This window comes from Enterovibrio litoreus (assembly GCF_045679545.1).
Taxonomy (GTDB): Bacteria; Pseudomonadota; Gammaproteobacteria; order Enterobacterales; family Vibrionaceae; genus Enterovibrio.
The window spans coordinates 3,330,705-3,354,073 of record NZ_CP166194.1; the positions used below are offsets into that span (position 1 = coordinate 3,330,705).

Genomic DNA, 23,369 nt, shown 5'->3' on the forward strand with positions numbered 1-23,369 from the left:
CTCATTGTCAGATATTAGGTAAAAGTATGATTATAGTGACTGGCGGCGCTGGCATGATTGGCAGCAACATTGTTAAAGCCCTGAACGAACAAGGTATCAACGACATTCTGGTGGTTGATAACCTGAAAGACGGTACCAAGTTCGTGAACCTGGTCGATCTAGACATCGCCGACTACATGGACAAAGAAGACTTCATCACTCAAATCATGGCTGGCGATGACTTCGGCCCGATTGAAGCCATCTTCCATGAAGGTGCATGCTCTGCCACCACCGAGTGGGACGGTAAATACATGATGCTCAACAACTATGAGTATTCAAAAGAGTTGCTGCACTTCTGTCTTGAGCGTGAAATTCCGTTCCTATACGCCTCTTCTGCTGCCACCTATGGCGGCCGTGACCATGACTTTATCGAAGAGAAGCCATACGAAGGCGCACTGAACGTTTACGGTTACTCGAAGCAACAATTCGACAACTATGTTCGTCGCATTTGGGCAGATGCAGAAGCGCATGGCGAAACGCTGTCGCAAATCACAGGATTCCGTTACTTCAACGTTTACGGCCCACGTGAAAACCACAAAGGCAGCATGGCGTCAGTGGCGTTCCACCTGAACAACCAAATCAAAGACGGTCAGAACCCGAAACTGTTCGAAGGCAGCAATACCTTCAAACGTGATTTCGTTTACGTCGGTGATGTTTGTAAAATGAACCTTTGGTTCTTGGAAAACGGTGTTTCAGGCATCTTCAACTGTGGCACTGGCCGTGCTGAACCGTTCCGCGCAGTGGCTGACGCAGTTATCGCTCATCACGGCAAAGGCGAAGTGGAAGAAATCCCGTTCCCAGACCACTTAAAAGGCCGCTACCAAGCCTTCACCCAGGCCGACCTCACTAAGGTTCGCGCGGCGGGTTACAGCGAAGAGTTTAAAACTGTCGCTGAAGGCGTTGCCGAGTACATGGCAATCCTGAACAAGTAATTGGCAGGAAAACGGGCCTCGGCCCGTTTTTCGTCTTACCTCTGATTTATCTGTAGTTTCGACTCTATGAGCCAAGAATCAAGCAACACTTCTTATCTACCCAAATTCGAATGGGCATTCCTGCATCCTCGCTACTGGGGAACATGGCTAGGCATGTTCTTTGTCGCGATCCTCGCGTTTGTGCCTTTTCGTTTACGTGACAAGTTCGCAGCATTTCTCGCCAAAAAACTGGTGAAAATGAACAACCGCGCTAAAAAACGTGCCGTCGTCAACCTTCAAGAATGTTTTCCTGAGAAAACAGAAGAAGAGCGTTTCGCCATTCTTGAACAAAGCTATATTAATGCAGGATGCGTGATGCTTGGCTTTGCCACCATCATGATGCGCAGCAAACGCTACTTGGAAAAACGTACGCTTTTTCGTAACGAGGAAATCCTCACTGACTTAGTTGAAAACGGCGAGAAAGTGATTTTGCTGGTGCCACACAGTTGGGCAATTGACTACCCCGCTGTGCAACTCGCCTCACGTGGCTTACCTGTTGCTGCCATGGTGAAGAAGCAAAAGAACCGCGTCGTGGATTGGTTGATGAATGTGCAACGTCTCAAGTACGGCGGCCGCACCCACGAACGTTCTGACGGTGTGAAGCCCTTCATTAAGTCCGTGCGTGAAGGCTATTTGGGATATTACTTGCCTGACGAAGATCATGGCCCGGAACACAGCGTGTTCGTACCTCTCTTCGCCACCCAGAAAGCGACGCTTTCAGGGCTAGGTAAATTGGCAAAACTTAGCCGCGCGAAAATTGTGCCGCTTATGCCTGTTTACAATCGAGAAACCGGCAACTTTGAGGTCATCATCCAGCCCCCGCTGGCCCCATTCCCATCAGGCAGCGAAGAAACAGACGCACGCATGATGAACGAGCGCATCGAGCAGTTTTTGGAAGACGATCCAGGGCAATATATGTGGATTATGAATCTGCTGAGATCTAGGCCGGATGGTAGTCAGATATATTAAGGAGCGCGAGCATGGAGAGTCGCAACCGTAAAAGTGGCTTTTTTGATAACGCACTTTTTCAGATCCGCAACAAAATCAAAATCAAAAAAAACAACACCGTTGTCCTAGGCTCTGGTGTTCGGATCCGAAAATGCAATATTTCCATTAAGGGTTCGGGAAACACGCTGACGTTTGAAAACGGTGCCAACCTCAAAGGTGTACAGCTAGAAATTGACGGCATCAATTGCGCACTTACGATCGGGAAAAACTGTGTCATTGGCGAAGGCTGCTACCTATCCGCACGCGAGAGCAACACGTCACTCACGATCGGCAATGACTGCATGTTTTCGCGCAACGTTAAAGTCATGACAAGTGATGGACATGACATTCTTTCATCAGGCGTACGAATCAACCCTGCCAAGAACATCAACATCGGCAATCATGTATGGCTAGCTGACGGAGCCATTGTTCTCAAAGGAAGCAATATTGGTGACGGCTCCATTATCGGCATTAATGCCGTCGTGACCCGAGATGTTCCCGCTCACAGCATCGCGGCTGGCAACCCGGCGAAAACCATTAAATCTGACGTGCACTGGGATGAAAAGCTCACTTACTCATCATGAATATACTCATCATTGGCCCATCTTGGGTTGGCGACATGGTCATGTCCCAAAGCCTCTATAAACGACTCAAAGAGCAAAATCCTGACGCTCAAATTGATGTCCTCGCGCCCGCTTGGTGTAAGCCAATTCTTGAGCGTATGCCTGAGGTTAATCGTGCTATTGAAATGCCTATCGGTCACGGGAAATTTAGCTTTTCTGAACGCTGGAAGTTAGGTAAATCACTACGCGACAATCGCTATAGCCATGCCTACATTCTGCCCAATTCAGCAAAATCTGCACTCATCCCTCTGTTTGCCAAAGTGCCTAAGCGAACAGGTTGGAAAGGTGAGATGCGATATGGCTTGCTAAATGACCTGCGTCCAGATCGAAAAGTCTTTCAATTTATGGTTGAACGCTATGCAGCTCTTGCACACAGTAAAAGCAGCATGCTGTCCGAAGTCACCATAGACAACGTTCCTCACCCCGCACTCAACGTAGACAATAAAAACCAGCGAGCATGCTTACAACGATTCAGTATCTCACCGGATTTACCCATTGTTGGTTTGTGTCCAGGGGCAGAGTTTGGCCCAGCAAAGCGCTGGCCTGAACAACACTATGCCTACATCGCCAAGCAGTTGATTACCGAAGGCAACCAAGTGTGCCTGTTTGGTGGTCCAAAAGACAAGTCAGTCACTGAAGGGATTGTTAACGCACTTTCCGATCATCAAAAATCGATGTGCTTTGATTTAGCTGGTGAAACTTCCTTAGTCGACGCGGTGGATCTGCTCGCTGCATGCCACACCGTATTTTCAAACGATTCAGGACTCATGCATGTCGCAGCTGCCGTCAACGCCAATATTGTGGCGATCTATGGCTCAAGCTCACCTATGTACACGCCGCCTCTTTCAAATAAAGTGAGAATCGTTAACACCGACATCAAATGCCGCCCTTGCTTCAAACGGGAATGCCCACTTGGCCACTTAGATTGCCTCAATAAACTAATGCCACAGCAAGTACTCAGCGCATACCACGACTTAATCTCGACGCCGCAATGGAAAGACAATGAAATTTAATCAACCAAAGATTTCATCAAAATACGCATGCTTTGAAAAAGGCGCTTACGCATCCAAAGCAGCCAAGCACTACTTGAATAATGAATTTGACCCAAATGAGGTCAAAAAAATTGCGGTCATTAGACATGCGGCTTTAGGTGATCAAGTTATTACTCGACCGTTCTTGATCGAAGCGCGCAAGTTCTTCCCAAATGCGGAAATTACGTTAGTCGCTCTTTCTACCTATCAATACGGAATGCCTTCCGATCTTGCAGATCGCACCGTCGTGCTGCACGGCAGAGATCGTAAAGGGGAAGTGTCATTCGGCGATAAAATGAATAACTTTCGCGAAGTGGGCGATCAGGATGTCATTTTTGATTTAGCGGGAACTAACCGCTCTTACTGGGTAAACATTCTCAACAAGGCCAAATTAAAGATTGGTTTTCCTTACAAGTCTTGGCTCAAAGGCACACTATACAATGCTGCGGTATTTCGCTCTGATCTCCAGCCAGAAGTCGAAACGATGCTAGATATGCTGCGTTTACTGGGCCACATTCCTGCACAACGCCTCGACTTTGGTTATCCCGATCACGCGGAGCTCGTCAGTTCAGAGCAACCTTACTTCGTTTACTTTAATGGCGCATCCCAACCAAGAAAGGTCCTAAAAAACGATCAAGTTATCGCGCTAATGGAAATGGCCGTGAAGACATTTCCTGAGGTTAAGCATGTTTTTCTTGAGGGCGTCAATGAGTCAGAAAAAGGTGACTTTCTTTCACACCTAACGACCTACGATAACTTTGCAATCCAGCCATGCATCCCTCTAGATGAATTACTCACATTCTGCGCAAAAGCCCAGCTGGTTGTAGCGCCGGATACAGGTGTAAGAAACGTGGCCATATCAACGCACACACCCACTGTCGGTATTTTCTATGCCACGGTTCCATTCCGATATACACCAAGATATGAGCCCATTCACCATATCGTCATGAATGCGTCCTGTGCCGTTCCTACCAATGAGCAGATCATTGGTAAGATGCTTAACGCATGTAAGTAGTATTACTCGATCAAATTTGGTCGGGAAGGTTGAAGTATCATTGAATGCCGTTTCAGGATCACCGATAACTGACGTGCAATCATTTGATTTATCGTTAACGAGAGTCAGTCAAACTATGAAAAAGCTCATTTTGGATTTGGACGGAACGATTACACTTGGCGACACCAGTGACTACAATAAGGTGTCACCTAATCTTGATGTTATCGACAAGATAAAACACTATAAGTCTATGGGTTTTGAGATTGTCATCCAAACCGCCAGAAACATGCGCACTTATGAGGGGAACGTTGGTAAAATCAACATTCATACCTTACCAACAATCACCACTTGGCTTGATAAGCATGGGGTACCTTATGATGAGATTTTGGTGGGTAAACCATGGTGTGGGCATGACGGATTTTATGTCGATGACAGAGCCATTCGACCCAGTGAATTTGCCACAAAGTCATTTGAAGAGATAACAGAACTTTTGGCAGAAGAGACTCGAGAGAACAGAAAAAAATGTTCCTGATAGCATCTGGTGCTTATTGTACCTCTGAATTACAGTCGGAATTCGGCAAGCTTCCACCTTCATTTTTACCTTTAGGTAATCGAAGGCTTTTTCAGCATCAGGTAGAAAGAGCGCCGGCTGGGCAGCGCATCTACTTATCGCTGCCAGATTCATTCGACATTCCGTCGTTCGACGCACTTTGGTTAAAACAACACGACGTCACCGTTTTACGCCTCCCAGAGGAGCTAACTCTTGGGGAGTCGATCGTTGCTGCATTAAACCTGATGGATATTTCATCAAGCCATGATCTGACTTTACTGTATGGTGATACCTTGTTGTTGGATTGCCCAACAGACAGAGATTGTGTTGCAGTGAGTACTGTCCAAGATAACTACCATTGGGCCTATATCAACGATGAGTCAGAGCCTTGGATTGTCGAAAACTGCTCCTTGAACAGTGAAAACACTCACTCTGTGATAAATGGATATTTCACGTTTAGCCAACCGACAGAACTCATCAAATCACTGATCGCAAAGCGCTGGCACTTTCTTGATGGCGTCAGCCACTACCACAGCAAAGTGCAACTGACAGCTTTGTCTCGTGAAGATTGGCTAGATTTCGGGCATATCCATACTTATTTCCAATCTAAAGCGACGTTTACGACACAACGCTCTTTTAATGAGTTGGTCATAACGCCTGAGTCTGTTAAAAAATCGAGTGTTCATCACCAAAAAATCGCGGCTGAAGCACAGTGGTTTGAGAATGTTCCCGCGCCAATCCGACGCTTTCTACCGCAATTACTAGGGCACGAAAAACAGGGCGACAACGTTTCGTATGAATTGGAATATCTGCATCACACTGCGCTGAATGAGTTATTAGTGTTTGGTGATTTACCTGTCGTGACATGGAAAAAGATCCTAAAAGGGTGCTTTTCATTCCTTGATACATGTGCCGCTTATAAGAGCCCTACGAATGAAGGGCATCTCCTTCACGCCATGTTTAACCAAAAAACAGAGTCAAGAATCACGGACTATTGCCAACGTCATCACATTGATCGCGCTTTACCATGGACACTCAACGGTAATCCAACTTTTTCCATTAACGATCTCATCGCGTTAAGCAATCGTTTTTTACCCACGAGCGACAAACCAACCACTGTGATTCACGGTGACTTCTGCTTTAGCAATATCTTGTTTGATTTTAGAACCTCGACCATAAAAACCATTGATCCAAGAGGGCTTACACCTGATGGTGCACCTTCAATCTATGGCGATTTAAGATACGATATTGCCAAGCTGAGTCATTCCATCATTGGCTGCTATGACCTAATCATCGCAGGTCACTACCACCTCGACAAAGACGAATATAACCTCTCTTTTTCTCTAAACACGCGCGAATCCCACAAACATTTGCAGCAGTTGTTTTCCGATACGGTACTGGAGAAATATGCACTGACACTATCAGAGCTTTTGGCAATGCAAATCCAACTTTTTGTCTCCATGCTGCCCCTTCACAGTGATGATGTAAAACGTCAGCAGGCACTGCTAGCCAACGCATTCAGGCTAGGGCAAGAATTAGAGGAACTCGCATCATGATTGTTATACCTATGGCAGGGATGAGCTCTCGTTTTTTCAAAGCAGGATATGAAGCCCCGAAGTACCAGTTAATTGCACACGACAAAACGCTGTTTGAACATGCCGTTGAAAGCTTTAAAGGCTATTTCGACACCATGCCTTTCTTGTTTATCGTTCGAGATGTCCATAATACCGCCTCGTTCGTGAAAGCCATGGCCAAAAAGTTGGGAATAGCAGCATGTCACGTTGCCGTGCTTAACGATGAAACCAGAGGGCAAGCCGAAACCGTTTATTTGGGTCTTCAACAAGTATCTGGCTATCAAGGCGAAATAACGATATTCAACATTGATACATTCAGACCCAGCTTTGAGTATCCGGCGTCATTACCTAAAAGCAGTCATGGTTATCTCGAGGTATTTGTAGGCGAAGGCGACAATTGGTCATTTGTTCTGCCCGAACATGAGGGAAGCATAAATGTCATTGAAACAGCAGAAAAACGCCCTATTTCAAATTTATGCTGCACAGGGCTTTATCACTTTTCATCCGTTGATGACTACAATTTCGCTTATGAATACTATCTAGCAAGGCCCCAAATATGGGAAAAAGGCGAATTATATGTCGCGCCACTTTACAATGTGCTCATCAGCAAAGGCAGAGACATTCACTACCACGCCATAGACAGAAGTGACGTTATTTTCTGTGGTGTGCCAGAAGAATACGAAACCTTCAAGCGCACACCACAGATGAAGTACTAACCCTTAGACGTTTTTTGGGTAGGCAAAAAACGGTAGAGACGACGATACGTATTTTCAACCATGTTACGCACGAATCTCACCGTTTTTTTCCACGACCACGTTTTAGGCTTGAAGCCAGCCAGCTCTTGCCAATCGTTAAGATCGTACTCAAACACTAAATTGCCACGCTGATAAAATCTTACTGTCGTATCCAGACCAATTTCTTCAGGTGTGCCGATGATAAGATTATTGGCAATGAATCGCTCCCAAAAGTCCTCACCTAAGCCTGCATGATCGTTGACACGATTGTGCACCTCTAAGTCTATTCCCATCAGTTCTGATAACCATTTGAGAACCAAAAATTGCTCTGTAGCTGGCGGACGGCTTTTGTAACCAACTTTAGGTTTGAAATGTAACTCTTTAACGGGCTTATCTGACCATATTTTCAAAAGATCAGAGGTCAGCCCAAAATCAAATAAATCACTTTTGCAGAAATAGTTGGGCGCTCCTCGATGATGGCTGATAAAAAACGCACTACTCGTTACAACGCGTGAATCAAAAAAATGATTATCGGTCACTCGATCTTTATCATGGTAGTAAGCAAATAAATCAACAAAGCCTCGACCTGAGAGGAGATTGTCTGTGCGGATTTTTGCAGCGTAAGGTGTTTTTACTGCCTTCAATCCCATATGAGAACTGTACAATTGTCGATTATTATTGAGCTTAAGTTCTTTGCCATGTGTGAACACAGAGTTCTGACCGGGGTCATCAAGTTCAAGCAAATGATCGTAATCTAGACCTTCCGTCTTTTGACCCTTCCACGTCGAGAGAATAATTGTCGAACGAGGAAAATAATGACGAATGCTTGCAAGACAATCTACCGTCACCCCGTCAATTTGTTTCCGCTCATGACTGGCTTGAACAGGCCCCTGAACGACGAAACTGATGTCCTCATTTCGGATTTCTAACACGACTTACCCTCTACACAATAACTCTTTACGCCGATCACCGGCGGCATACCCTATCGCTGTATCGGCTTATTATACAAATATTGGTTTAATTGACTCTGTGTATTCCTATAATATCGTCAGTTATTAGGAAGGTTAGAGTGATATAGGATGTCCAAAACCATTATTTCCATCGTCTGCCCCTGCTATAACGAGCAGGAAGTACTCCATACCTTCACAGATAAAATCACCAGCATCTTGTCTGAAACAGGGTATAGCTACGAACTACTCTTCATCAACGATGGCAGTAAAGACAACACTCTCGCCCTTATCCAGCAACTTGCTTCAAAGGATGGGCATATTCGAGTGCTCAATCTGTCACGTAACTTTGGCAAAGAAGCCGCGCTTACGGCAGGTCTTGACCATGCTAAGGGCGACGTTATCATCCCGATTGACGCTGATATGCAAGACCCGCCAGAGCTCATTCATGATTTTTTGCGAGAATGGCAAAAAGGATATGACGTCGTTGTCGCCAAGCGCATCGATAGAAGCAGCGATACACTTGCAAAAAAAATCACCGCAAGTCTGTTTTATAAATTCCACAACAGTATTGCAGACGTCGAAATTCCCGATAATGTCGGTGATTTTCGACTTATCACTCGTCGTGTGGTTCAGGCTATCCAGCTATTGCCTGAAAATCAGCGCTTCATGAAAGGGATATTTTCTTGGGTAGGTTTCAAGACCTCGGTTGTGGAATATGCCCGACAGCCTCGCGCCGCGGGCGAAAGTAGCTTCAATGGTTGGCGGTTATGGAACTTTGCATTGGAAGGGATCACCAGTTTCAGCACTGCACCTTTGCGTGTTTGGCTCTACCTTGGTGTCTTTATATCAACGATTGCCTTCGTATCTGGCATCGCTATTATCCTGAAAACATTAATGTTTGGTGTTGACCTGCCTGGCTATGCATCATTGCTCACCGTCGTGCTTTTCTTCGGCGGCGTGCAATTAATTGGCCTAGGCGTCTTGGGCGAATATATAGGTCGTTTGTATATGGAGTCTAAAAGACGGCCGATATACATAGTAGAAAACGACACTACTTCACCTCCCAGTCAGAGTGCTAATGACATCGATCACTAACAAGCTTCTTGCGCATCGTATCGTTCGCTTTGGTCTCACCGGTGGATTGGCGAGCCTGACTCACCTCTGTGTAGCTTTTGCACTGTTGCACTTTTTTGCCACTAACGTCTTCACAGCAAACCTAATCGGATTCATCTGCGCATTTGGCTTATCATATTTGATGCAATCTTTGTTTGTGTTTAAAACAGCATTATCACGAAATAATGCAATGCGCTTTTTTGTCGTACAGTTTTCTGCCCTTCTGATCTCACAACTGATTAGTGAGTTGCTTCAAGATACCAATAACTATCTGCGAGTTCTGCTGGTCGTGTTTATGATCCCCTTGGTGACTTATTTTATCCATCATTTTTGGACTTATAAAAAAAGACCTTCCATAGATTAGTTTTTACGGACAAACCAATGACTCCAGATTTTTTCACCCGTTTTTCCCCCTCTCTTCAACGAGCGGGGTTCTATCTCGGCTTGATGCTCGCAATTTTATATGCGAGCAATCAAATTCTTTCTGGTGACCAAACCCAAATGCTTTACAAGGGCTACCTTGGTGCGTACCAAGATGTTTGGCTAGCATTTGGCAATGCAGCAAGTGCAGTGGGTAATGTGCCAGGCTCACTTTCTGCATGGATAGTAGGTAGTCCATTGCTTTTGTGGGATAACCCTTGGGCCCCCATGCTCACCATTATTTTGCTGCGAGTTATCTCTTTTTTCCTGTTTGATGCCGTGATCAAGGCGATATTTAGCCCGCCAGTTCGTTTGCTGTTTATGGTGGCTTATTGGCTAAACCCGTGGCTTCTTTACGACAGTTTGCTGTATAACCCTGCGTATCTTTGCTTTTTCACTGCGTTGCACTTTTGGTCGGCATTTAAGCTTCGCGAGAAATCGTCTTTTATCTTTAGCTTTTTGCATGTGCTAGCGATTGGTGGCGCCATGCAATTCCATTACTCGTGGCCAGTATTGGCGGTCATCTCTTGCTATCTTCTTTACCGTAAAATGGCACATCCTAATTGGGCAGGTGTTATTGTTGGTGGCATGGTTGTTCTCGCATCTCTTATTCCCTATTTTCAGGAATACATGGTTAACGAGAGTATCAGCCGAGAAAGCGATCGCTATATCGGTTATGGCGCTGTTCACGTTTACCCGGTACTCAAAGCGGTACTTTATTGGATTCGCTACGGCTCTACGATGTTTTCAAATCGGCTGATCACGGATGTCAGTTTTGACTGGATCACCACCATCAGCTGGCTACAGATGACTATTCAGTATTGTTGGCAGGCGTTACTTTATTTGGTCGGTGCGGCAACCGTGGTGATCTCTGCGAAAGTAAACTGGCGTGCTTGGAAGATCATTAAGCCGATGATAAAACGCGAGAAGCCCATTGAAGATGACACACATTGGCTGCTCTTGTTTGCGGGCGCGACGGTACTGGCCATCATTATCAACGCCATGCTCTCGCCTATTACTTTTTCTTACTGGCATCTAATCCTGACCTTCCCGCTGGCTCTGATCCCAGTGCTGGTCGCCGCAGAAACATGGCGCACTACAGTGCCAGAACGCTTCTGTCGCGGGCTGATTGCCTTGTCGGTATTCTTTCTTGTGGTCAATCTTGTTGCGGCGCATGACAGCGACAAATACTCCTACAACGTCGATTATGCCGAACAAGTACAGCAATATCTGATTGATGAAGGACTGTCTAAGTAGCCACTTATTCCTTCTAAAGGGCTCGATATCGAGCCCTTTGTTGTAAACTAGCCTCAGGTTTTCCAAACAAGGTTTTCGTGTGCGCCTTCTTTATACTCTTTTACTTTTCATCGCTGCCCCTTTTCTTCTTTTGGGCCTCTATCGCGCCAAAGATGGGAAACCTCGTATTGGTAAGCGCTGGATTGAGCATTTTGGAAGAACGCCAGCACTTGTAGGCCAACGTCCAATTTGGATTCATGCGGTTTCCGTCGGTGAAGTGATTGCCGCAAAACCGATTATTCTGGCGCTTCGCAAGACATATCCAGACGCTGCGATACTCGTCACCACCACCACGACAACAGGTGCTGCGATTGCAAGCAAGCTTGGCGATAATGTCGAGCACAGATACATGCCGATCGACTTTTCCTTTGCCGTGAATGGCTTTTTAAAGCGCGTAAAACCTCAAGCCATGTTGATCATGGAAACCGAGCTTTGGCCGAATACCTTAACGGCAGTGAAAAAAGCAGGCATCCCAATCATCGTGATGAATGCACGACTGTCAGAAAAGTCGATGCGCGGCTATCAACGTGTACAGCCGCTATTCAATCTGCTTTCAAACAATATCGACCACATTCTTTGCCAATTTAAAGACGATGCTGATCGTTTCATTCAACTTGGCGTCAATTCACAGCATGTTTCCGTATCAGGCTCAGTGAAATTTGATTTACCTGAATTTGATGAATCTAACCATGCTGTCGTCGCGTTGAAGCAAGCAATTAAACAACGTCCAGTATGGGTAGCAGCGAGTACCCACCCTGGCGAAGACGAGATTTTACTCGACGCTCATCAAGCGCTATTGGCGAAACAACCCGACGCTTTATTGGTGCTGGTTCCACGCCACCCCGAACGCTTCGGCGACGTTGCCGCACTGATTGAACAGAAAGGATTTTCACTGTCACGTCGCAGCCAATCACAGCCTATTAATGACAATACGCAAGTGTATTTGGGCGACACCATGGGTGAAATGATGACCTTGCTTGCCACGTCGACCGTGACGTTTATGGCGGGAAGTCTGATGGGAGAGAAGATTGGTGGCCACAACCTGCTGGAACCCGCTTCCCTTGGGAAGCCTCAAATTACAGGTCCTAGCTACTTTAACTTTCAGGCGATTGGCGATCAGTTAATAGAAGCCGGTGCTTGTGAGGTGCAAGAAACGCCCTCAGACATTGCCAATGCGCTATTGGGTTTCATGAACAACCCAGAGAAATGCCAGCAAGCAGGAGAAGCCGCGCTGAATGTGGTGGAGAGAAACCGTGGCGCGGTCGCTAAAACACTTGAAGCGGTAGCACCGTGGATTGATGCCGAGAAGCAATAACTAATAATTTGCAGATTCCAGATTATCTAACTGCTTGCTCTTGATAACCCAGCAACAAAGCATCCCAATCTGATTCCTGCCACTGGATGTGTCGCTTGTTCAGCTCTTTTCGAAATGAGCGAAGCAAACGGCTGAGATTAGATGCTTTCCAGCTCTCTCCCCCCTTTTTCCCACATTTATCGAAATCAATTAGCCAGCACGTATCTTTGGTATCAAGCAAAATATTGTGGATATTGAGATCAGTGTGACACACTCCTGCGTCATGCAGTTTTCTGACCATGACGCCAATCCCATGGTAATGCGAAGCCTCTAACGGAGATTCCATCAAGATATCGACCAAATCTTTGGCATCATCGATTTTTTCCACCAGCAAATCCGCTTGGTAGGTCAACCCATCTCGAATCGCACGCGCTGCGATAGGACGCGGTACTGATATGCCCTTTTCACGCAGATAAGTCAGTAGCTGAAACTCTTGCGCCGAGCGAGTGTTTCCCCACCCCGTGAACGCATAACTGTCACGAACTAATTTCCCGAACAAACCACCACGCCGATAGTGACGAAGCGCAGCAGGCAACACCTCAGTTTGCACAAACCACGTCGTGCCACGCCCTGTTGCAGAGCCGATGATTGCCTCTTTCTGCTGCCAGAATTCAACATCAAAGCATCGCGCAGGATCTTCACGTAACAATGACGCGTCAAACCAAATACGGGTGTTGTTGTCGACTAACTGATCCACGCAAGCTCCTTCAAATATGTCTTATCTTCTCAGTATCTCAAGCATTACTGACAGATACGATGCAGTTGCATTTTACATTGCGGATCGGCAACTGCATAATTTCAACCATCAAAACCCTATAAGCATTCTCATGGCCTTATTTTCTGCCCCACCACAGTCTCTCTGCATTCTACGCCTTTCTGCGATTGGCGATGTTTGCAATGCCATCGCCGCTGTTCAAGCGCTCCAAGCTCAATGGCCAGAAACCCACATTACTTGGATTGCCGGCAAGGCCGAAGCGGCACTGCTCACACCATTGCTGCCAGATGTCGAGGTGATTGCGTTTGATAAGAAGCTTGGCTTCAAAGGCATGAAAATGGTATGGAAAGCACTAAAGGGAAAACGCTTCGATGCACTGCTTCATATGCAAAGCGCGATCAGAGCGAGCATGTTGTCTATCGGGATCAAGGCTAAGTACACGCTGGGGTTTGATAAGACCCGAGCCAGTGATTTGCAGCAGTGGTTTACCAATGTGAAAGTGCCATCACCAGCGTCCCCTCATGTGCTAGACGGCTTCATGGCATTCACCGAAACCTTGGGTTTAAAGCCGCAAGTGCCGACATGGACACTGCCGCTATCCAAAAAAGACGTCGTCTGGGCAAAAGATCAGTTATCCACGAAGCCGACCTTGGTGGTTGCACCTGCTGCGAGCAAAGCCTTTAAAAACTGGACGGCGGAAGGTTACGCAGGTGTGATTGAGCATGCACTCGACAAAGGATTCAATGTCATCTTAGCGGGCGGCCCTGGCAAAATTGAGGTGGAACTCGGCCAAGCCATAGAAAATCGCCTTACCCGCCCTGTCACCAATTTGATTGGTAAAACAACACTTCTACAGCTGCTGGCACTTGAGCAGCAAGCCGATTTAGTCTTGGCACCTGATAGCGGCCCAGCGCACCTTGCCAATGCCGTGGATACACCCGTTATTGGTTTATACGCGCACCACAATCCGGCGCGAACCGGCCCTTACAACTGGCGACACTATGTCGTGAGCGTATATGCAGAGGCGATTGAAGCAGAAACAGGCAAGTCTGCTGCTGAGGTGTCTTGGCGAACGCGCGTGAAAGACGATACGGCCATGCAAAGAATAACCATTGATGAGGTGATCTCGCGTTTTGATGAAGTCATCCAAAAAGAGGAAGTCGGCTCATGAGCCAGAATCAAACTCGCGCCTCGATCAGCGCAATCATCATCACCAAAAACGAAGAACAGATCCTGCCAGAGTGTTTAGCATCACTGGATTGGGTCGATGAAATCATCGTGGTGGATTCTGGCAGCACAGACAATACCGTCGCCATCGCCGAGCAAGCGGGCGCGAAAGTCTTCGTGAATGCTGAATGGCCGGGCTTTGGCAAACAAAAACAATTGGCGCAAAGCCATGCAACCAAAGATTGGGTGCTTGCGATTGATGCGGATGAAGTCATTACTGATGCGTTGAAAAACAGCATTCTGACAGTATTAGAAAATCCGCCAGAGAAAACCCTGTTCGTGCTTCGTCGCACAACCTGGGTATTTGGCCGATTTCTCAAACATTCAGGCTGGTACGATAAAATCGTTCGCTTATACCCTCGCGAGTTCACAGGCTACAACGATGCCTTGGTTCACGAGAAAATCATTGAGCCAGAAGGCTGTCAGAAGCAAACCTTGAGCGGCGACATGCTGCACTACTCATACCGCGACTTGCACCAGTACCTTGTGAAATCCGCATTCTATGCAAAATCATGGGCAGATGGTCGTCAGGCGCGAGGGAAGAAAAGCAGCATCGGGCAAGGTGTCACTCACGCGATTGGCTGCTTTTTGAAAATGTATCTGTTAAAGCGTGGTTTTCTCGATGGTAAACAAGGCTTCTTGATTGCCGTGCTCTCAGCGCACTCAACGTTCGTGAAATACGCCGACCTTTGGATCAGAGAAAACGACAGCCGCGCACCATAAGCCTCAAAGTACGCGCTTAAGAAACGCTAGCGAGTCTGGCAGAATAGTATCAACGTCGATTTTCGACATGTCTGCTGCCACATCTTTGTCTTTGTCTGCTGGCGGTGCAAAGGCAAGGTGGCGGCCTTCACTGTTGATCGGTCGCCAGCGAAGTGGTGTCGCACTTCGCTTCGCAGGAAAAAATCCAATTGTCGGCACGTCCAAGGTCGCCGCTATGTGAAGCGGCCCTGTCGAGCCGGCAATAAATACATCCGCACAAGCAATCGAACACGTGAAATCTTGCAAGCCATCGTTCTTATCATAAACCACAGAATCAATGCCTTTGATCGACAGCAAGGCTTGCAGTTCAGCGGCTTTCTCCGCCTCCCCAGGCCCTGCGGTGAGCACCACTTCAACCTTCGTCTTTTCACAGATACCTGCCACAAGATCAGCATATTGCATCAAAGAAAGGTTATTGGCTGAGCCGCCACTACCAGCGTGAACATAAAGCCAAGGCGTCTTTTCATCAATCGCCAATGCTTGTGCCAATTTGCTTTTCTGTGCCGCATGTTCACTAGTAGGAAATGCTAAATAAGGCGCTGATGGCTCCTTCGCCTCCACACCGATTTTCGCCAAGAAGGCACGCACCAAATCGAGGTTATACTCATACTCGGGCTTAGCTGATTGAGAGCGGCGCTGGGTGACGCGATGGTTATACAAAAACTGGGAAATCTTTGTCGCTGGCGCCAAACGAAATGGGATACCGGATTTCCACACCAATGTGGCATTGTAACTGTCTGAAAAAAGACAAATAGATGCATCAAAGCCATTTGCTTTCACTTCTTTCACTAAGTTTTTTTTACTCAGCTTATCCGCATTTTTTCCACAATCTAGCAACACCTTATCAATCGATGGACACAGTTCAGCCAGCGCCTTGGTATAGGAGGGCACCAATGCCGTCACTTCTACACTGGGCATGGATTGTTTCAACATCGCAAAGGCCGGCCATGCCAACATAAAATCGCCAATTTTGTCGTTGCGGATGACGAGGATTTTTTTCATTGTGTGTCCCAGTTTACGGTTCTCGCTACCGATCATACCGGATGATGGCCATTTCGCTAAGTCACCTTCTAACTTCAATGGAAGATAGAGTGAAAGAAATGCTGGTCACGTAGGTTTTTTCAACATCCACTCACACCAAGCACGATAAAATACGCCGAGATTTTGGTAGCATGTCGCCAGTTTAAGGAATTGCAGGAAATGACTGTGAGTAAAAAAGCCCTAACCCGAGTGATATATCCCGGCACCTTTGATCCCGTGACTAACGGTCATGTCGATCTGGTTGAACGTGCCGCATCGATGTTTGATGAAGTGATTGTCGGTATTGCAGCAAGCCCAAGTAAAAAGCCATTGTTTGACCTGAAACATCGCGTTTCACTGGCTAAAGACGTCACAGCACACCTTGATAATGTCTCTGTGGTGGGTTTTTCTGGCCTTCTGGTAGACTTTGCCAAGCAATATAACGCCAATATTTTGGTGCGCGGCTTACGTGCGGTATCCGATTTCGAGTATGAGTTTCAGTTGGCCAACATGAATCGCCGCCTGATGCCGGAGCTGGAAAGTGTCTTCCTCACTCCCTCAGAAGAAAACTCCTTTATTTCATCCACCTTGGTCAAAGAAGTCGCGCTTCATGGCGGTGATACCAGTGGGTTTGTGCACCCCAAGGTGCTAGAAGCGCTGCAAACACACATTAAAAAATGATGCTTTAACAAAAAACCGCCACTGGCGGTTTTTTTGATCTTTATTGGCAAGAGTGCTTTTGTTAAATCTGGCACGATGGACAGAAAAATGTATTCCGCTGTCCAATTTTGACGCTCTCTAGCAAAGTCTCGCATACCGGGCACGGTTTGCCAGTTTTGCCATAAACCAGCAATTCTTGAGCAAAATACCCCGGTTTTCCATCCGCTTGCGTGAAATCTTTTAACGTTGTGCCACCTTGTTTAATCGCTGTTGCGAGTATCGTTTTTATGTTTCCCACTAACAGATTCGCTTCATCAAGGGTCAGCAATCCTGCTTGTCGCTGAGGGTGAATACGTGATGTAAACAAGGATTCATTGGCATAGATATTCCCTACACCTACCACCACAGGGTTATCCATAATAAATTGCTTGATCGCCGTTCTCTTGTTACGACTTTTCTCGAACAAATACTCACCAGTGAACATATCTGTAAGTGGCTCTGGGCCTAATTTTTCAAGTGCCGGGTGGTCATTGTGATTGGGCTGCCATAGCCATGCGCCAAAACGACGTGGATCGTTGTAACGAATAACAGCGCCAGAACTTAGGTGCAGATCGACATGGTCGTGTTTGGCGGGCGGCGCGGCTTCTGATAAGACACGTAAACTGCCCGACATACCCAGATGAATCAGCGCATAGCCAATGTCTGTTTCAAGGATGAGATATTTAGCGCGACGCGTAACTGCGCGAATCGTCTGTCCTTCGATGTCATAAAGAGTATCGGGGATTAACCAACGTAGCTGAGGCTGCCTGACGTCCAATTTCGTCACCACTTGCCCTTCCGCATGCGGTTTTATTCCCATGCGGCTGACTTCAACTTCCGGTAATTCTGGCATCGTATTAATTCTGGTTGTCGAATGGGAACAGGTAGTTTGGAGCAACAGAGACTGCAAGCCAACGGTTTTCCCAGTTTTGAATGAGCCAAAATTGAGGCAATTGATAATAGGTCAGTCTAAAAGGCTCAACGTGTTGGCCTCTATCCACCACCAAGGTCGCTGGCGATCGTAAATTGGGCTTGAGCTTACTGTAGGTGTCACCATCTATTTCAGTACCTGAAAGATTCAGCCAACGATTTGCCAATTCAGTTGCTGATACATCAAGCGCTTTGTCTGTTTGCCAAGGCGACCCATTGGTTAGGGTGAAATCAGGGAACTTTAGTGCCAACGGCGAAACGTGGTCAGGCATCAGAGCGATCACACCCTCAGGAAGTACCTGTTCGACATGCTGAGGCTTATCGTTTTCTGCCAATTTTGCGCGGATGTAATCAGGCAAGTTAATCGCGGCAATGAACATAAGAATGCCGATGATCAGAAAGTTGTTAAAGGAACGACGGGAAGGTCTTGCCATTGTTTGGTCTCAGCCATTGGACATGACTAAAGTGTATATCCGGAAGTGGCTGATTTACAGTTATATGCGAGTGTGTAGCTCAAATTGCAGACATAAAAAAACCCAGCCAAGGCTGAGTTTTTTCGCAAAGCAGAAAATCAATTACTTGATTTTAGCTTCTTTGTACATAACGTGTTGACGAACAACTGGATCAAATTTCTTGATCTCAAATTTGCCCGGCATATTACGCTTGTTTTTGTCGGTAGTGTAGAAGTGGCCTGTACCAGCAGATGATACTAGACGGATCTTCTCACGAATGCCTTTAGCCATTCTTTAAATCCTCTTAAACGTTCTCACCACGGGCGCGGATGTCTGTAAGAACAGCATCAATGCCTTTCTTGTCGATGATGCGCATACCTTTAGGGGTAAGACGCAGTTTAACGAAGCGGTTTTCGCTTTCTACCCAGAAACGATGAGTTTGCAGGTTCGGCAGAAAACGACGCTTGGTGGCGTTACGTGCGTGCGAACGGTTGTTACCCGTTACAGGACGCTTGCCAGTTACTTGGCATACTCGTGACATGAATGTCTCTCCAAATCGTTTCAGCTCGATATCAACCTTGTCCGCCAGTCCTGCAAAAAACAAGGTCAGGCTCTAGGTCAAGGCTATCAAAGGTGGCGCATTATACTAACTGTCTTCCCATTGCTCAAGTCCCGAGCAGATCCTTTTATCATTTTTTGATCGTTTTTTAACGGCTTTGGCTTGAAAAGCCTATATCCAGCCACGTTCAGCGAAAGAGACAACGTCTCCATCACCAATAACCATGTGATCAAGCAACCGGATATCGACCAACGACAGCGCATCAGCGATGCGTGACGTGATATGACGATCTGCAGAACTGGGCTCAGCAATGCCAGATGGGTGATTATGAGCCAAAATCACCGCATTTGCATGCACTTCCAACGCGCGACGCACAACTTCGCGTGGATAGACCCCGGCAGCATTGATGGTTCCCTCAAAAAGAATTTCATCCAAGATAGGACGGTTTTGGTTGTCTAAGTACAGCACTAAGAAGGCTTCTCGCGGCCTGTCGCGCAGTTGCGCCGAGAGATATCTCGCCGTATGTGAAGGGCTGGTTAAGGCATCTTCATACGTCATAATTTCTTTCAAATGGCGCTTACTCAGCTCCAATACTGCCTGTAATTGCGCATATTTTGCAGACCCCAGCCCTTTTCGCTGGCTAAATTGTGCTAAGTTGGACTGCATTAAGCCACGCAATGACCCAAAGTCCTCCAGTAAATAGCCCGCCAGTTCAATCGCATTCATGCCTGATACGCCCGTGCGCAGAAAAATCGCTAGCAATTCCGCATTCGTCAAAGACTCTGGCCCTTTCGCCAACAGTTTCTCTCTCGGGCGACAATCTAGCGGCAGATCTTTCAGTGACATAAACACGCCTCGCAACATAAAAAGGCAGCGTCATTGCAGATGTCTTTTCGTGCAACGACTCTCGACTCAGTGTGCGATTAATGTGTGGTACATGTTTTTTGAGTGGCTTCTTTATTACATTTCAATTTGTGGTACCGCAGCTTTCACAATCCTCTGAGCGCAACAGGTGATCAGCCGGTCTTTTATGTTATCTTTCCCTTAATTACCCCATTGGCTTATTTGGTTATGGTTCAGAAAATTACCCAATCCCTCACAGGCAAGCGCATTGTGTTGGGCATTGGCGGTGGTATCGCCGCCTATAAATGTGCAGATCTCACGCGTCGACTCATCGAGCGTGGCGCAGAGGTGCGCGTTGTGATGACTCACGCAGCAAAAGAATTCATTACGCCGCTCACCATGCAGGCAGTTTCCGGTCATCCCGTCGCAGATAGCCTGCTCGACCCTGCAGCAGAAGCCTCGATGGGCCATATTGAAATTGCTAAGTGGGCCGATTTGGTTGTGCTTGCGCCAGCCACAGCCGATTTAATGGCACGTGTTACCGCAGGCATGGGCAATGATCTGCTCACCACGCTTTGCTTAGCAACCGATGCAACCGTCGCCATTGCACCCGCAATGAACCAACAGATGTATCGCGCAGTCGCCACCCAAGAAAACCTCACGACGCTAAAACGCCGCGGCTATCCCATCTGGGGGCCAGCAAGCGGTGAACAGGCGTGTGGCGATGTTGGCCCAGGCCGAATGCTTGAGCCAATGCAATTGGTCGCCTTAGTGGAAGCGCATTTTTCAGAAGGTGATTTAGCCGGTACGTCCATGTTGATTACCGCAGGGCCAACCCGTGAAGCGATTGATCCTGTTCGTTACCTGACTAATCAAAGCTCTGGAAAAATGGGTTACGCAATTGCACAAGCCGCTGCAAAACGTGGGGCAAAAGTGACGCTGATCAGTGGGCCCGTCAACCTGAGCACTCCCGCCAATGTAGAACGCATTAACGTGGAAAGTGCCGAAGACATGCATCAGGCTGTGCAAGCCCATGCCGCCAATCATCAAATTTTTATCGCGTGTGCCGCCGTGGCCGATTTCAGGCCCGCCCACATTGCCGATCAGAAAATGAAGAAAAAAGACGGTCACGATGAAATGACCATCAGTCTAATCAAGAACCCGGATATCGTTGCCTCTGTCGCGGCAATGACGGTCAATCGTCCTTTCACCGTTGGTTTTGCAGCAGAAACCCAAGATGTGGAACAATACGCACGCGGAAAATTGGCGAAGAAGAATCTTGACCTTATCTGTGCCAATGATGTCTCCTGCGACGGCCAAGGATTTAACAGCGACCAAAATGCGCTGCACCTGTATTGGCCAAAAGGTGACAAACCTTTACCGCTTGCGAGTAAAGCCGATATCGGCAACCAACTTGTCAGCGAGATAGCCACCCTGTTTAATGCCAGCAAATAAAAACCAGTGGAAAACAAGATGAAAAAAATCGACCTGAAAATTCTCGACCCACGAGTAGGCACTGAATTCCCACTTCCAGCTTACGCCACTGAAGGCTCTGCAGGGCTAGATTTACGCGCTATTCTTGATGGGCCAGTGACACTGGAACCAGGCCAAACAGAACTGCTGCCGACGGGTCTAGCGATTCATATCGCCGATCCATCTCTGGCAGCAACAATTTTGCCGCGCTCAGGGTTAGGTCATAAACATGGGATCGTACTGGGTAATTTGGTGGGTCTGATTGACTCTGATTATCAAGGTCAGTTGATGGTTTCTTGTTGGAACCGTGGCAATACCACGTTCACCATCGAACCGGGCGAACGCATTGCGCAACTCGTTTTTGTGCCTGTTGTTCAAGCGGAATTCAACCTTGTTGAAGATTTTGATGCCACAGAACGCGGTGCTGGTGGATTTGGACACTCTGGTACAAAATAACAGTAATACCGATAGCGTAAATAACAAAAACGTCGCCCGTTAGCGGCGTTTTTTATGCCGCATTCACGCTTTAACGAATTCCTATGTGCGTCACCTGTTCCGAAGGTGCATTATTCTTTTAATACAGATAGCGCACAGTTAAAATATCGGCCCTTCAGCCGAGATTTTGGGTCTGAGACCCTGAAAACAACAAAGGAACCATCTATTCATGGCTGGCCAAAAAAAGCAAAACCGCCGCGAAGAAATTCTTCAGGCCCTGGCTCATATGCTGGAGTCCACTCAGGGCAGTCAACGTATTACCACCGCCAAACTTGCGGCTCAAGTGGGCGTATCGGAAGCAGCGCTTTATCGTCATTTCCCCAGCAAAGCGCGCATGTTCGAAGGCTTGATTGAATTCATTGAAGAGTCGCTCATCACTCGAATCAACCGCATTCAAAGCGAAGAAAAAGACACACTGACGCGTCTTCGCCTTATCTTGCAACTTCTGCTGGTCTTTGGTGAGCGTAACCCGGGTCTGACACGCATCATGACGGGACATGCACTGATGTTTGAACAAGACAGATTACAAGGGCGTATCAATCAACTGTTCGAGAAAATCGAAAGTCAATTGCGTCAGGTATTGCGTGAACGCCGCTTGCGTGAAGGACGAGGGTTTCCGGTGGATGAATCCATTCTTGCTGCGCAGTTACTCGGCCAAGTAGAAGGCAGCCTAAACCGATTTGTTCGCTCCAACTTCAAATACCCGCCGACGGCTGAATTTGATCAATACTGGCAACTGTTGAGTGCGCAACTCAACTGAATGCGTCGCCTTCATCGGCTAACAGAATTAAAAAAGGCTGCAGCTGCAGCCTTTTTTTCGTTTTGCGTCTTTCAATCACATCAAACTATGCCATTGAATTATCGCTACGAACACGATCAGATACCGTATTCAGCGCGATACGCTTTTACCGACTCAAGTTGCTCAGGGTTAGTGCCCTGCTCTTCCAGATACGTCACCAAATCGCCAAGACTGACGATGGATACCACTTTACAGCCAAAGTCGCGCTCAACCTCCTGAATCGCAGAAAGCTCACCGTTGCCGCGCTCTTGGCGGTCAATTGCCACCAGCACACCCGCAAGATCAGCACCGTTGGCTTGGATAATTTCCATCGACTCACGAATAGCAGTACCAGCGGTGATCACATCGTCCACCAGCATCACACGGCCTTCCAACGCACTGCCGACTAAATTGCCACCTTCACCGTGGTTTTTCGCTTCTTTACGGTTAAAGCAATATGGCGTATCCACATCGTGGTGCTCAGCCAGTGCTACAGCCGTAGTCGTCGCAATAGGAATACCTTTGTACGCAGGGCCAAACAGCAGATCGTAATCAATGTTCGCATCGACAAGCGCTTCAGCATAAAAGCGGCCCAGACGCGCCAAATCACGACCTGTGTTAAACAAACCAGCATTAAAGAAGTACGGGCTCTTACGGCCAGACTTCAAGGTAAATTCACCGAACTTCAACACTTGTTTTTCCAATGCAAACTCGATGAACTGACGCTGATAGGCTTTCATTTTCTCTCCTGACTCACTCTTCGGCTTTATGGCCGTGACT

The 23,369-nt window shown here is 47.2% G+C and carries 27 protein-coding genes; 18 read left to right on the forward strand and 9 right to left on the reverse strand.

Annotated features, from left to right (window positions below; all coding sequences use genetic code 11):
* Window positions 1-26 precede the first annotated feature (26 nt).
* The 8 genes from rfaD to AB8599_RS14960 all read left to right on the forward strand — a co-directional run bounded on the left by rfaD (window position 27) and on the right by AB8599_RS14960 (window position 7,485).
* Window positions 27-971 carry an ADP-glyceromanno-heptose 6-epimerase gene (gene rfaD, locus AB8599_RS14925; protein WP_407331650.1) on the forward strand — a complete coding sequence of 315 codons (945 nt, stop codon included), beginning with the start codon at window positions 27-29 and terminating at the stop codon, window positions 969-971.
* 66 nt (window positions 972-1,037) lie between these two features.
* On the forward strand, window positions 1,038-1,979 hold the full coding sequence (lpxM, locus tag AB8599_RS14930; protein WP_407331651.1) for a lauroyl-Kdo(2)-lipid IV(A) myristoyltransferase: 942 nt from the start codon (window positions 1,038-1,040) through the stop codon (window positions 1,977-1,979).
* Window positions 1,980-1,990: 11 nt separating this feature from the next.
* The gene (locus tag AB8599_RS14935) at window positions 1,991-2,581 is read left to right on the forward strand and encodes an acyltransferase (RefSeq protein ID WP_407331652.1); all 591 of its coding nucleotides are present in this window, start codon (window positions 1,991-1,993) and stop codon (window positions 2,579-2,581) included.
* Window positions 2,578-3,633 (forward strand): lipopolysaccharide heptosyltransferase II, encoded by a 1,056-nt coding sequence (gene waaF, locus AB8599_RS14940; RefSeq protein WP_407331653.1) that lies wholly within the window; start codon window positions 2,578-2,580, stop codon window positions 3,631-3,633. The genes AB8599_RS14935 and waaF overlap by 4 nt, the downstream gene beginning before the upstream one ends.
* Window positions 3,623-4,666, forward strand: a complete 1,044-nt coding sequence (locus tag AB8599_RS14945) for a glycosyltransferase family 9 protein (RefSeq protein WP_407331654.1) — start codon at window positions 3,623-3,625, stop codon at window positions 4,664-4,666. The genes waaF and AB8599_RS14945 overlap by 11 nt, the downstream gene beginning before the upstream one ends.
* 115 nt (window positions 4,667-4,781) lie before the next feature.
* On the forward strand, window positions 4,782-5,177 hold the full coding sequence (locus AB8599_RS14950; protein WP_407331655.1) for a capsular biosynthesis protein: 396 nt from the start codon (window positions 4,782-4,784) through the stop codon (window positions 5,175-5,177).
* On the forward strand, window positions 5,168-6,751 hold the full coding sequence (locus AB8599_RS14955) for a capsular biosynthesis protein (RefSeq protein WP_407331656.1): 1,584 nt from the start codon (window positions 5,168-5,170) through the stop codon (window positions 6,749-6,751). Before AB8599_RS14950 ends, AB8599_RS14955 begins: the two co-directional genes overlap by 10 nt.
* Window positions 6,748-7,485 (forward strand): glycosyltransferase family 2 protein, encoded by a 738-nt coding sequence (locus tag AB8599_RS14960; RefSeq protein WP_407331657.1) that lies wholly within the window; start codon window positions 6,748-6,750, stop codon window positions 7,483-7,485. The genes AB8599_RS14955 and AB8599_RS14960 overlap by 4 nt, the downstream gene beginning before the upstream one ends.
* Here AB8599_RS14960 and AB8599_RS14965 read toward each other — a convergent pair.
* The gene (locus AB8599_RS14965) at window positions 7,482-8,435 is read right to left on the reverse strand and encodes a WavE lipopolysaccharide synthesis family protein (protein WP_407331658.1); all 954 of its coding nucleotides are present in this window, start codon (window positions 8,433-8,435) and stop codon (window positions 7,482-7,484) included. The genes AB8599_RS14960 and AB8599_RS14965 overlap by 4 nt on opposite strands.
* 147 nt (window positions 8,436-8,582) lie before the next feature.
* On the opposite strand from AB8599_RS14965, the gene AB8599_RS14970 reads away from it, so the two are divergent.
* From AB8599_RS14970 to waaA, 4 genes are all read left to right on the forward strand, one after another.
* A complete protein-coding gene (locus AB8599_RS14970) occupies window positions 8,583-9,548 on the forward strand; it encodes a glycosyltransferase family 2 protein (protein WP_407331659.1) in 966 nt (321 codons plus the stop codon).
* Window positions 9,532-9,930 (forward strand): GtrA family protein, encoded by a 399-nt coding sequence (locus AB8599_RS14975; RefSeq protein ID WP_407331660.1) that lies wholly within the window; start codon window positions 9,532-9,534, stop codon window positions 9,928-9,930. The genes AB8599_RS14970 and AB8599_RS14975 overlap by 17 nt, the downstream gene beginning before the upstream one ends.
* Window positions 9,931-9,947: 17 nt before the next feature.
* Window positions 9,948-11,243: a 3-deoxy-D-manno-octulosonic acid transferase gene (locus tag AB8599_RS14980; RefSeq protein WP_407331661.1), complete on the forward strand. Its 1,296-nt coding sequence runs from the start codon at window positions 9,948-9,950 to the stop codon at window positions 11,241-11,243.
* A 79-nt stretch (window positions 11,244-11,322) separates the two neighbouring features.
* Window positions 11,323-12,597, forward strand: a complete 1,275-nt coding sequence (gene waaA / locus AB8599_RS14985) for a lipid IV(A) 3-deoxy-D-manno-octulosonic acid transferase (RefSeq protein ID WP_407331662.1) — start codon at window positions 11,323-11,325, stop codon at window positions 12,595-12,597.
* A 22-nt stretch (window positions 12,598-12,619) separates the two neighbouring features.
* Here the strand turns inward: waaA and AB8599_RS14990 are convergent, their stop codons facing one another.
* Complete coding sequence (locus AB8599_RS14990; RefSeq protein WP_407331663.1) at window positions 12,620-13,333, reverse strand: 3-deoxy-D-manno-octulosonic acid kinase; 714 nt, start codon at window positions 13,331-13,333, stop codon at window positions 12,620-12,622.
* 130 nt (window positions 13,334-13,463) lie between these two features.
* Between AB8599_RS14990 and AB8599_RS14995 the strand changes: the two genes are divergently transcribed.
* Together AB8599_RS14995 and AB8599_RS15000 are read left to right on the forward strand one after the other, a co-directional pair.
* Window positions 13,464-14,522, forward strand: a complete 1,059-nt coding sequence (locus tag AB8599_RS14995; RefSeq protein ID WP_407331664.1) for a glycosyltransferase family 9 protein — start codon at window positions 13,464-13,466, stop codon at window positions 14,520-14,522.
* Window positions 14,519-15,301 carry a glycosyltransferase family 2 protein gene (locus AB8599_RS15000; RefSeq protein WP_407331665.1) on the forward strand — a complete coding sequence of 261 codons (783 nt, stop codon included), beginning with the start codon at window positions 14,519-14,521 and terminating at the stop codon, window positions 15,299-15,301. The genes AB8599_RS14995 and AB8599_RS15000 overlap by 4 nt, the downstream gene beginning before the upstream one ends.
* 3 nt (window positions 15,302-15,304) lie before the next feature.
* Here the strand turns inward: AB8599_RS15000 and AB8599_RS15005 are convergent, their stop codons facing one another.
* A complete protein-coding gene (locus AB8599_RS15005) occupies window positions 15,305-16,342 on the reverse strand; it encodes a glycosyltransferase family 9 protein (protein ID WP_407331666.1) in 1,038 nt (345 codons plus the stop codon).
* Window positions 16,343-16,540: 198 nt separating this feature from the next.
* Between AB8599_RS15005 and coaD the strand changes: the two genes are divergently transcribed.
* Window positions 16,541-17,041 carry a pantetheine-phosphate adenylyltransferase gene (coaD, locus tag AB8599_RS15010; protein WP_407331667.1) on the forward strand — a complete coding sequence of 167 codons (501 nt, stop codon included), beginning with the start codon at window positions 16,541-16,543 and terminating at the stop codon, window positions 17,039-17,041.
* A 61-nt stretch (window positions 17,042-17,102) separates the two neighbouring features.
* On the opposite strand, the gene mutM is transcribed toward coaD, so the two are convergent.
* The 5 genes from mutM to radC all read right to left on the reverse strand — a co-directional run bounded on the left by mutM (window position 17,103) and on the right by radC (window position 19,846).
* Window positions 17,103-17,912 carry a bifunctional DNA-formamidopyrimidine glycosylase/DNA-(apurinic or apyrimidinic site) lyase gene (mutM, locus tag AB8599_RS15015; RefSeq protein WP_407331668.1) on the reverse strand — a complete coding sequence of 270 codons (810 nt, stop codon included), beginning with the start codon at window positions 17,910-17,912 and terminating at the stop codon, window positions 17,103-17,105.
* A gap of 4 nt (window positions 17,913-17,916) precedes the next feature.
* A complete protein-coding gene (locus AB8599_RS15020; protein ID WP_407331669.1) occupies window positions 17,917-18,423 on the reverse strand; it encodes a hypothetical protein in 507 nt (168 codons plus the stop codon).
* A gap of 141 nt (window positions 18,424-18,564) precedes the next feature.
* Window positions 18,565-18,732 (reverse strand): 50S ribosomal protein L33, encoded by a 168-nt coding sequence (gene rpmG / locus AB8599_RS15025; protein ID WP_002535344.1) that lies wholly within the window; start codon window positions 18,730-18,732, stop codon window positions 18,565-18,567.
* Window positions 18,733-18,745: 13 nt separating this feature from the next.
* On the reverse strand, window positions 18,746-18,982 hold the full coding sequence (rpmB, locus tag AB8599_RS15030; protein ID WP_016961892.1) for a 50S ribosomal protein L28: 237 nt from the start codon (window positions 18,980-18,982) through the stop codon (window positions 18,746-18,748).
* A 189-nt stretch (window positions 18,983-19,171) separates the two neighbouring features.
* Window positions 19,172-19,846 carry a DNA repair protein RadC gene (gene radC / locus AB8599_RS15035; RefSeq protein WP_407331670.1) on the reverse strand — a complete coding sequence of 225 codons (675 nt, stop codon included), beginning with the start codon at window positions 19,844-19,846 and terminating at the stop codon, window positions 19,172-19,174.
* Window positions 19,847-20,071: 225 nt separating this feature from the next.
* Here radC and coaBC point away from each other — a divergent pair, with 225 nt between their 5' ends.
* From coaBC to slmA, 3 genes are all read left to right on the forward strand, one after another.
* Window positions 20,072-21,298, forward strand: a complete 1,227-nt coding sequence (coaBC, locus tag AB8599_RS15040; RefSeq protein ID WP_407331671.1) for a bifunctional phosphopantothenoylcysteine decarboxylase/phosphopantothenate--cysteine ligase CoaBC — start codon at window positions 20,072-20,074, stop codon at window positions 21,296-21,298.
* Window positions 21,299-21,316: 18 nt separating this feature from the next.
* A complete protein-coding gene (gene dut / locus AB8599_RS15045) occupies window positions 21,317-21,772 on the forward strand; it encodes a dUTP diphosphatase (RefSeq protein ID WP_407331672.1) in 456 nt (151 codons plus the stop codon).
* 208 nt (window positions 21,773-21,980) lie between these two features.
* Window positions 21,981-22,571 (forward strand): nucleoid occlusion factor SlmA, encoded by a 591-nt coding sequence (gene slmA, locus AB8599_RS15050; RefSeq protein WP_016961888.1) that lies wholly within the window; start codon window positions 21,981-21,983, stop codon window positions 22,569-22,571.
* A 116-nt stretch (window positions 22,572-22,687) separates the two neighbouring features.
* Here slmA and pyrE read toward each other — a convergent pair whose 3' ends face one another.
* Window positions 22,688-23,329 (reverse strand): orotate phosphoribosyltransferase, encoded by a 642-nt coding sequence (pyrE, locus tag AB8599_RS15055; protein WP_407331673.1) that lies wholly within the window; start codon window positions 23,327-23,329, stop codon window positions 22,688-22,690.
* Window positions 23,330-23,369: the final 40 nt, after the last annotated feature.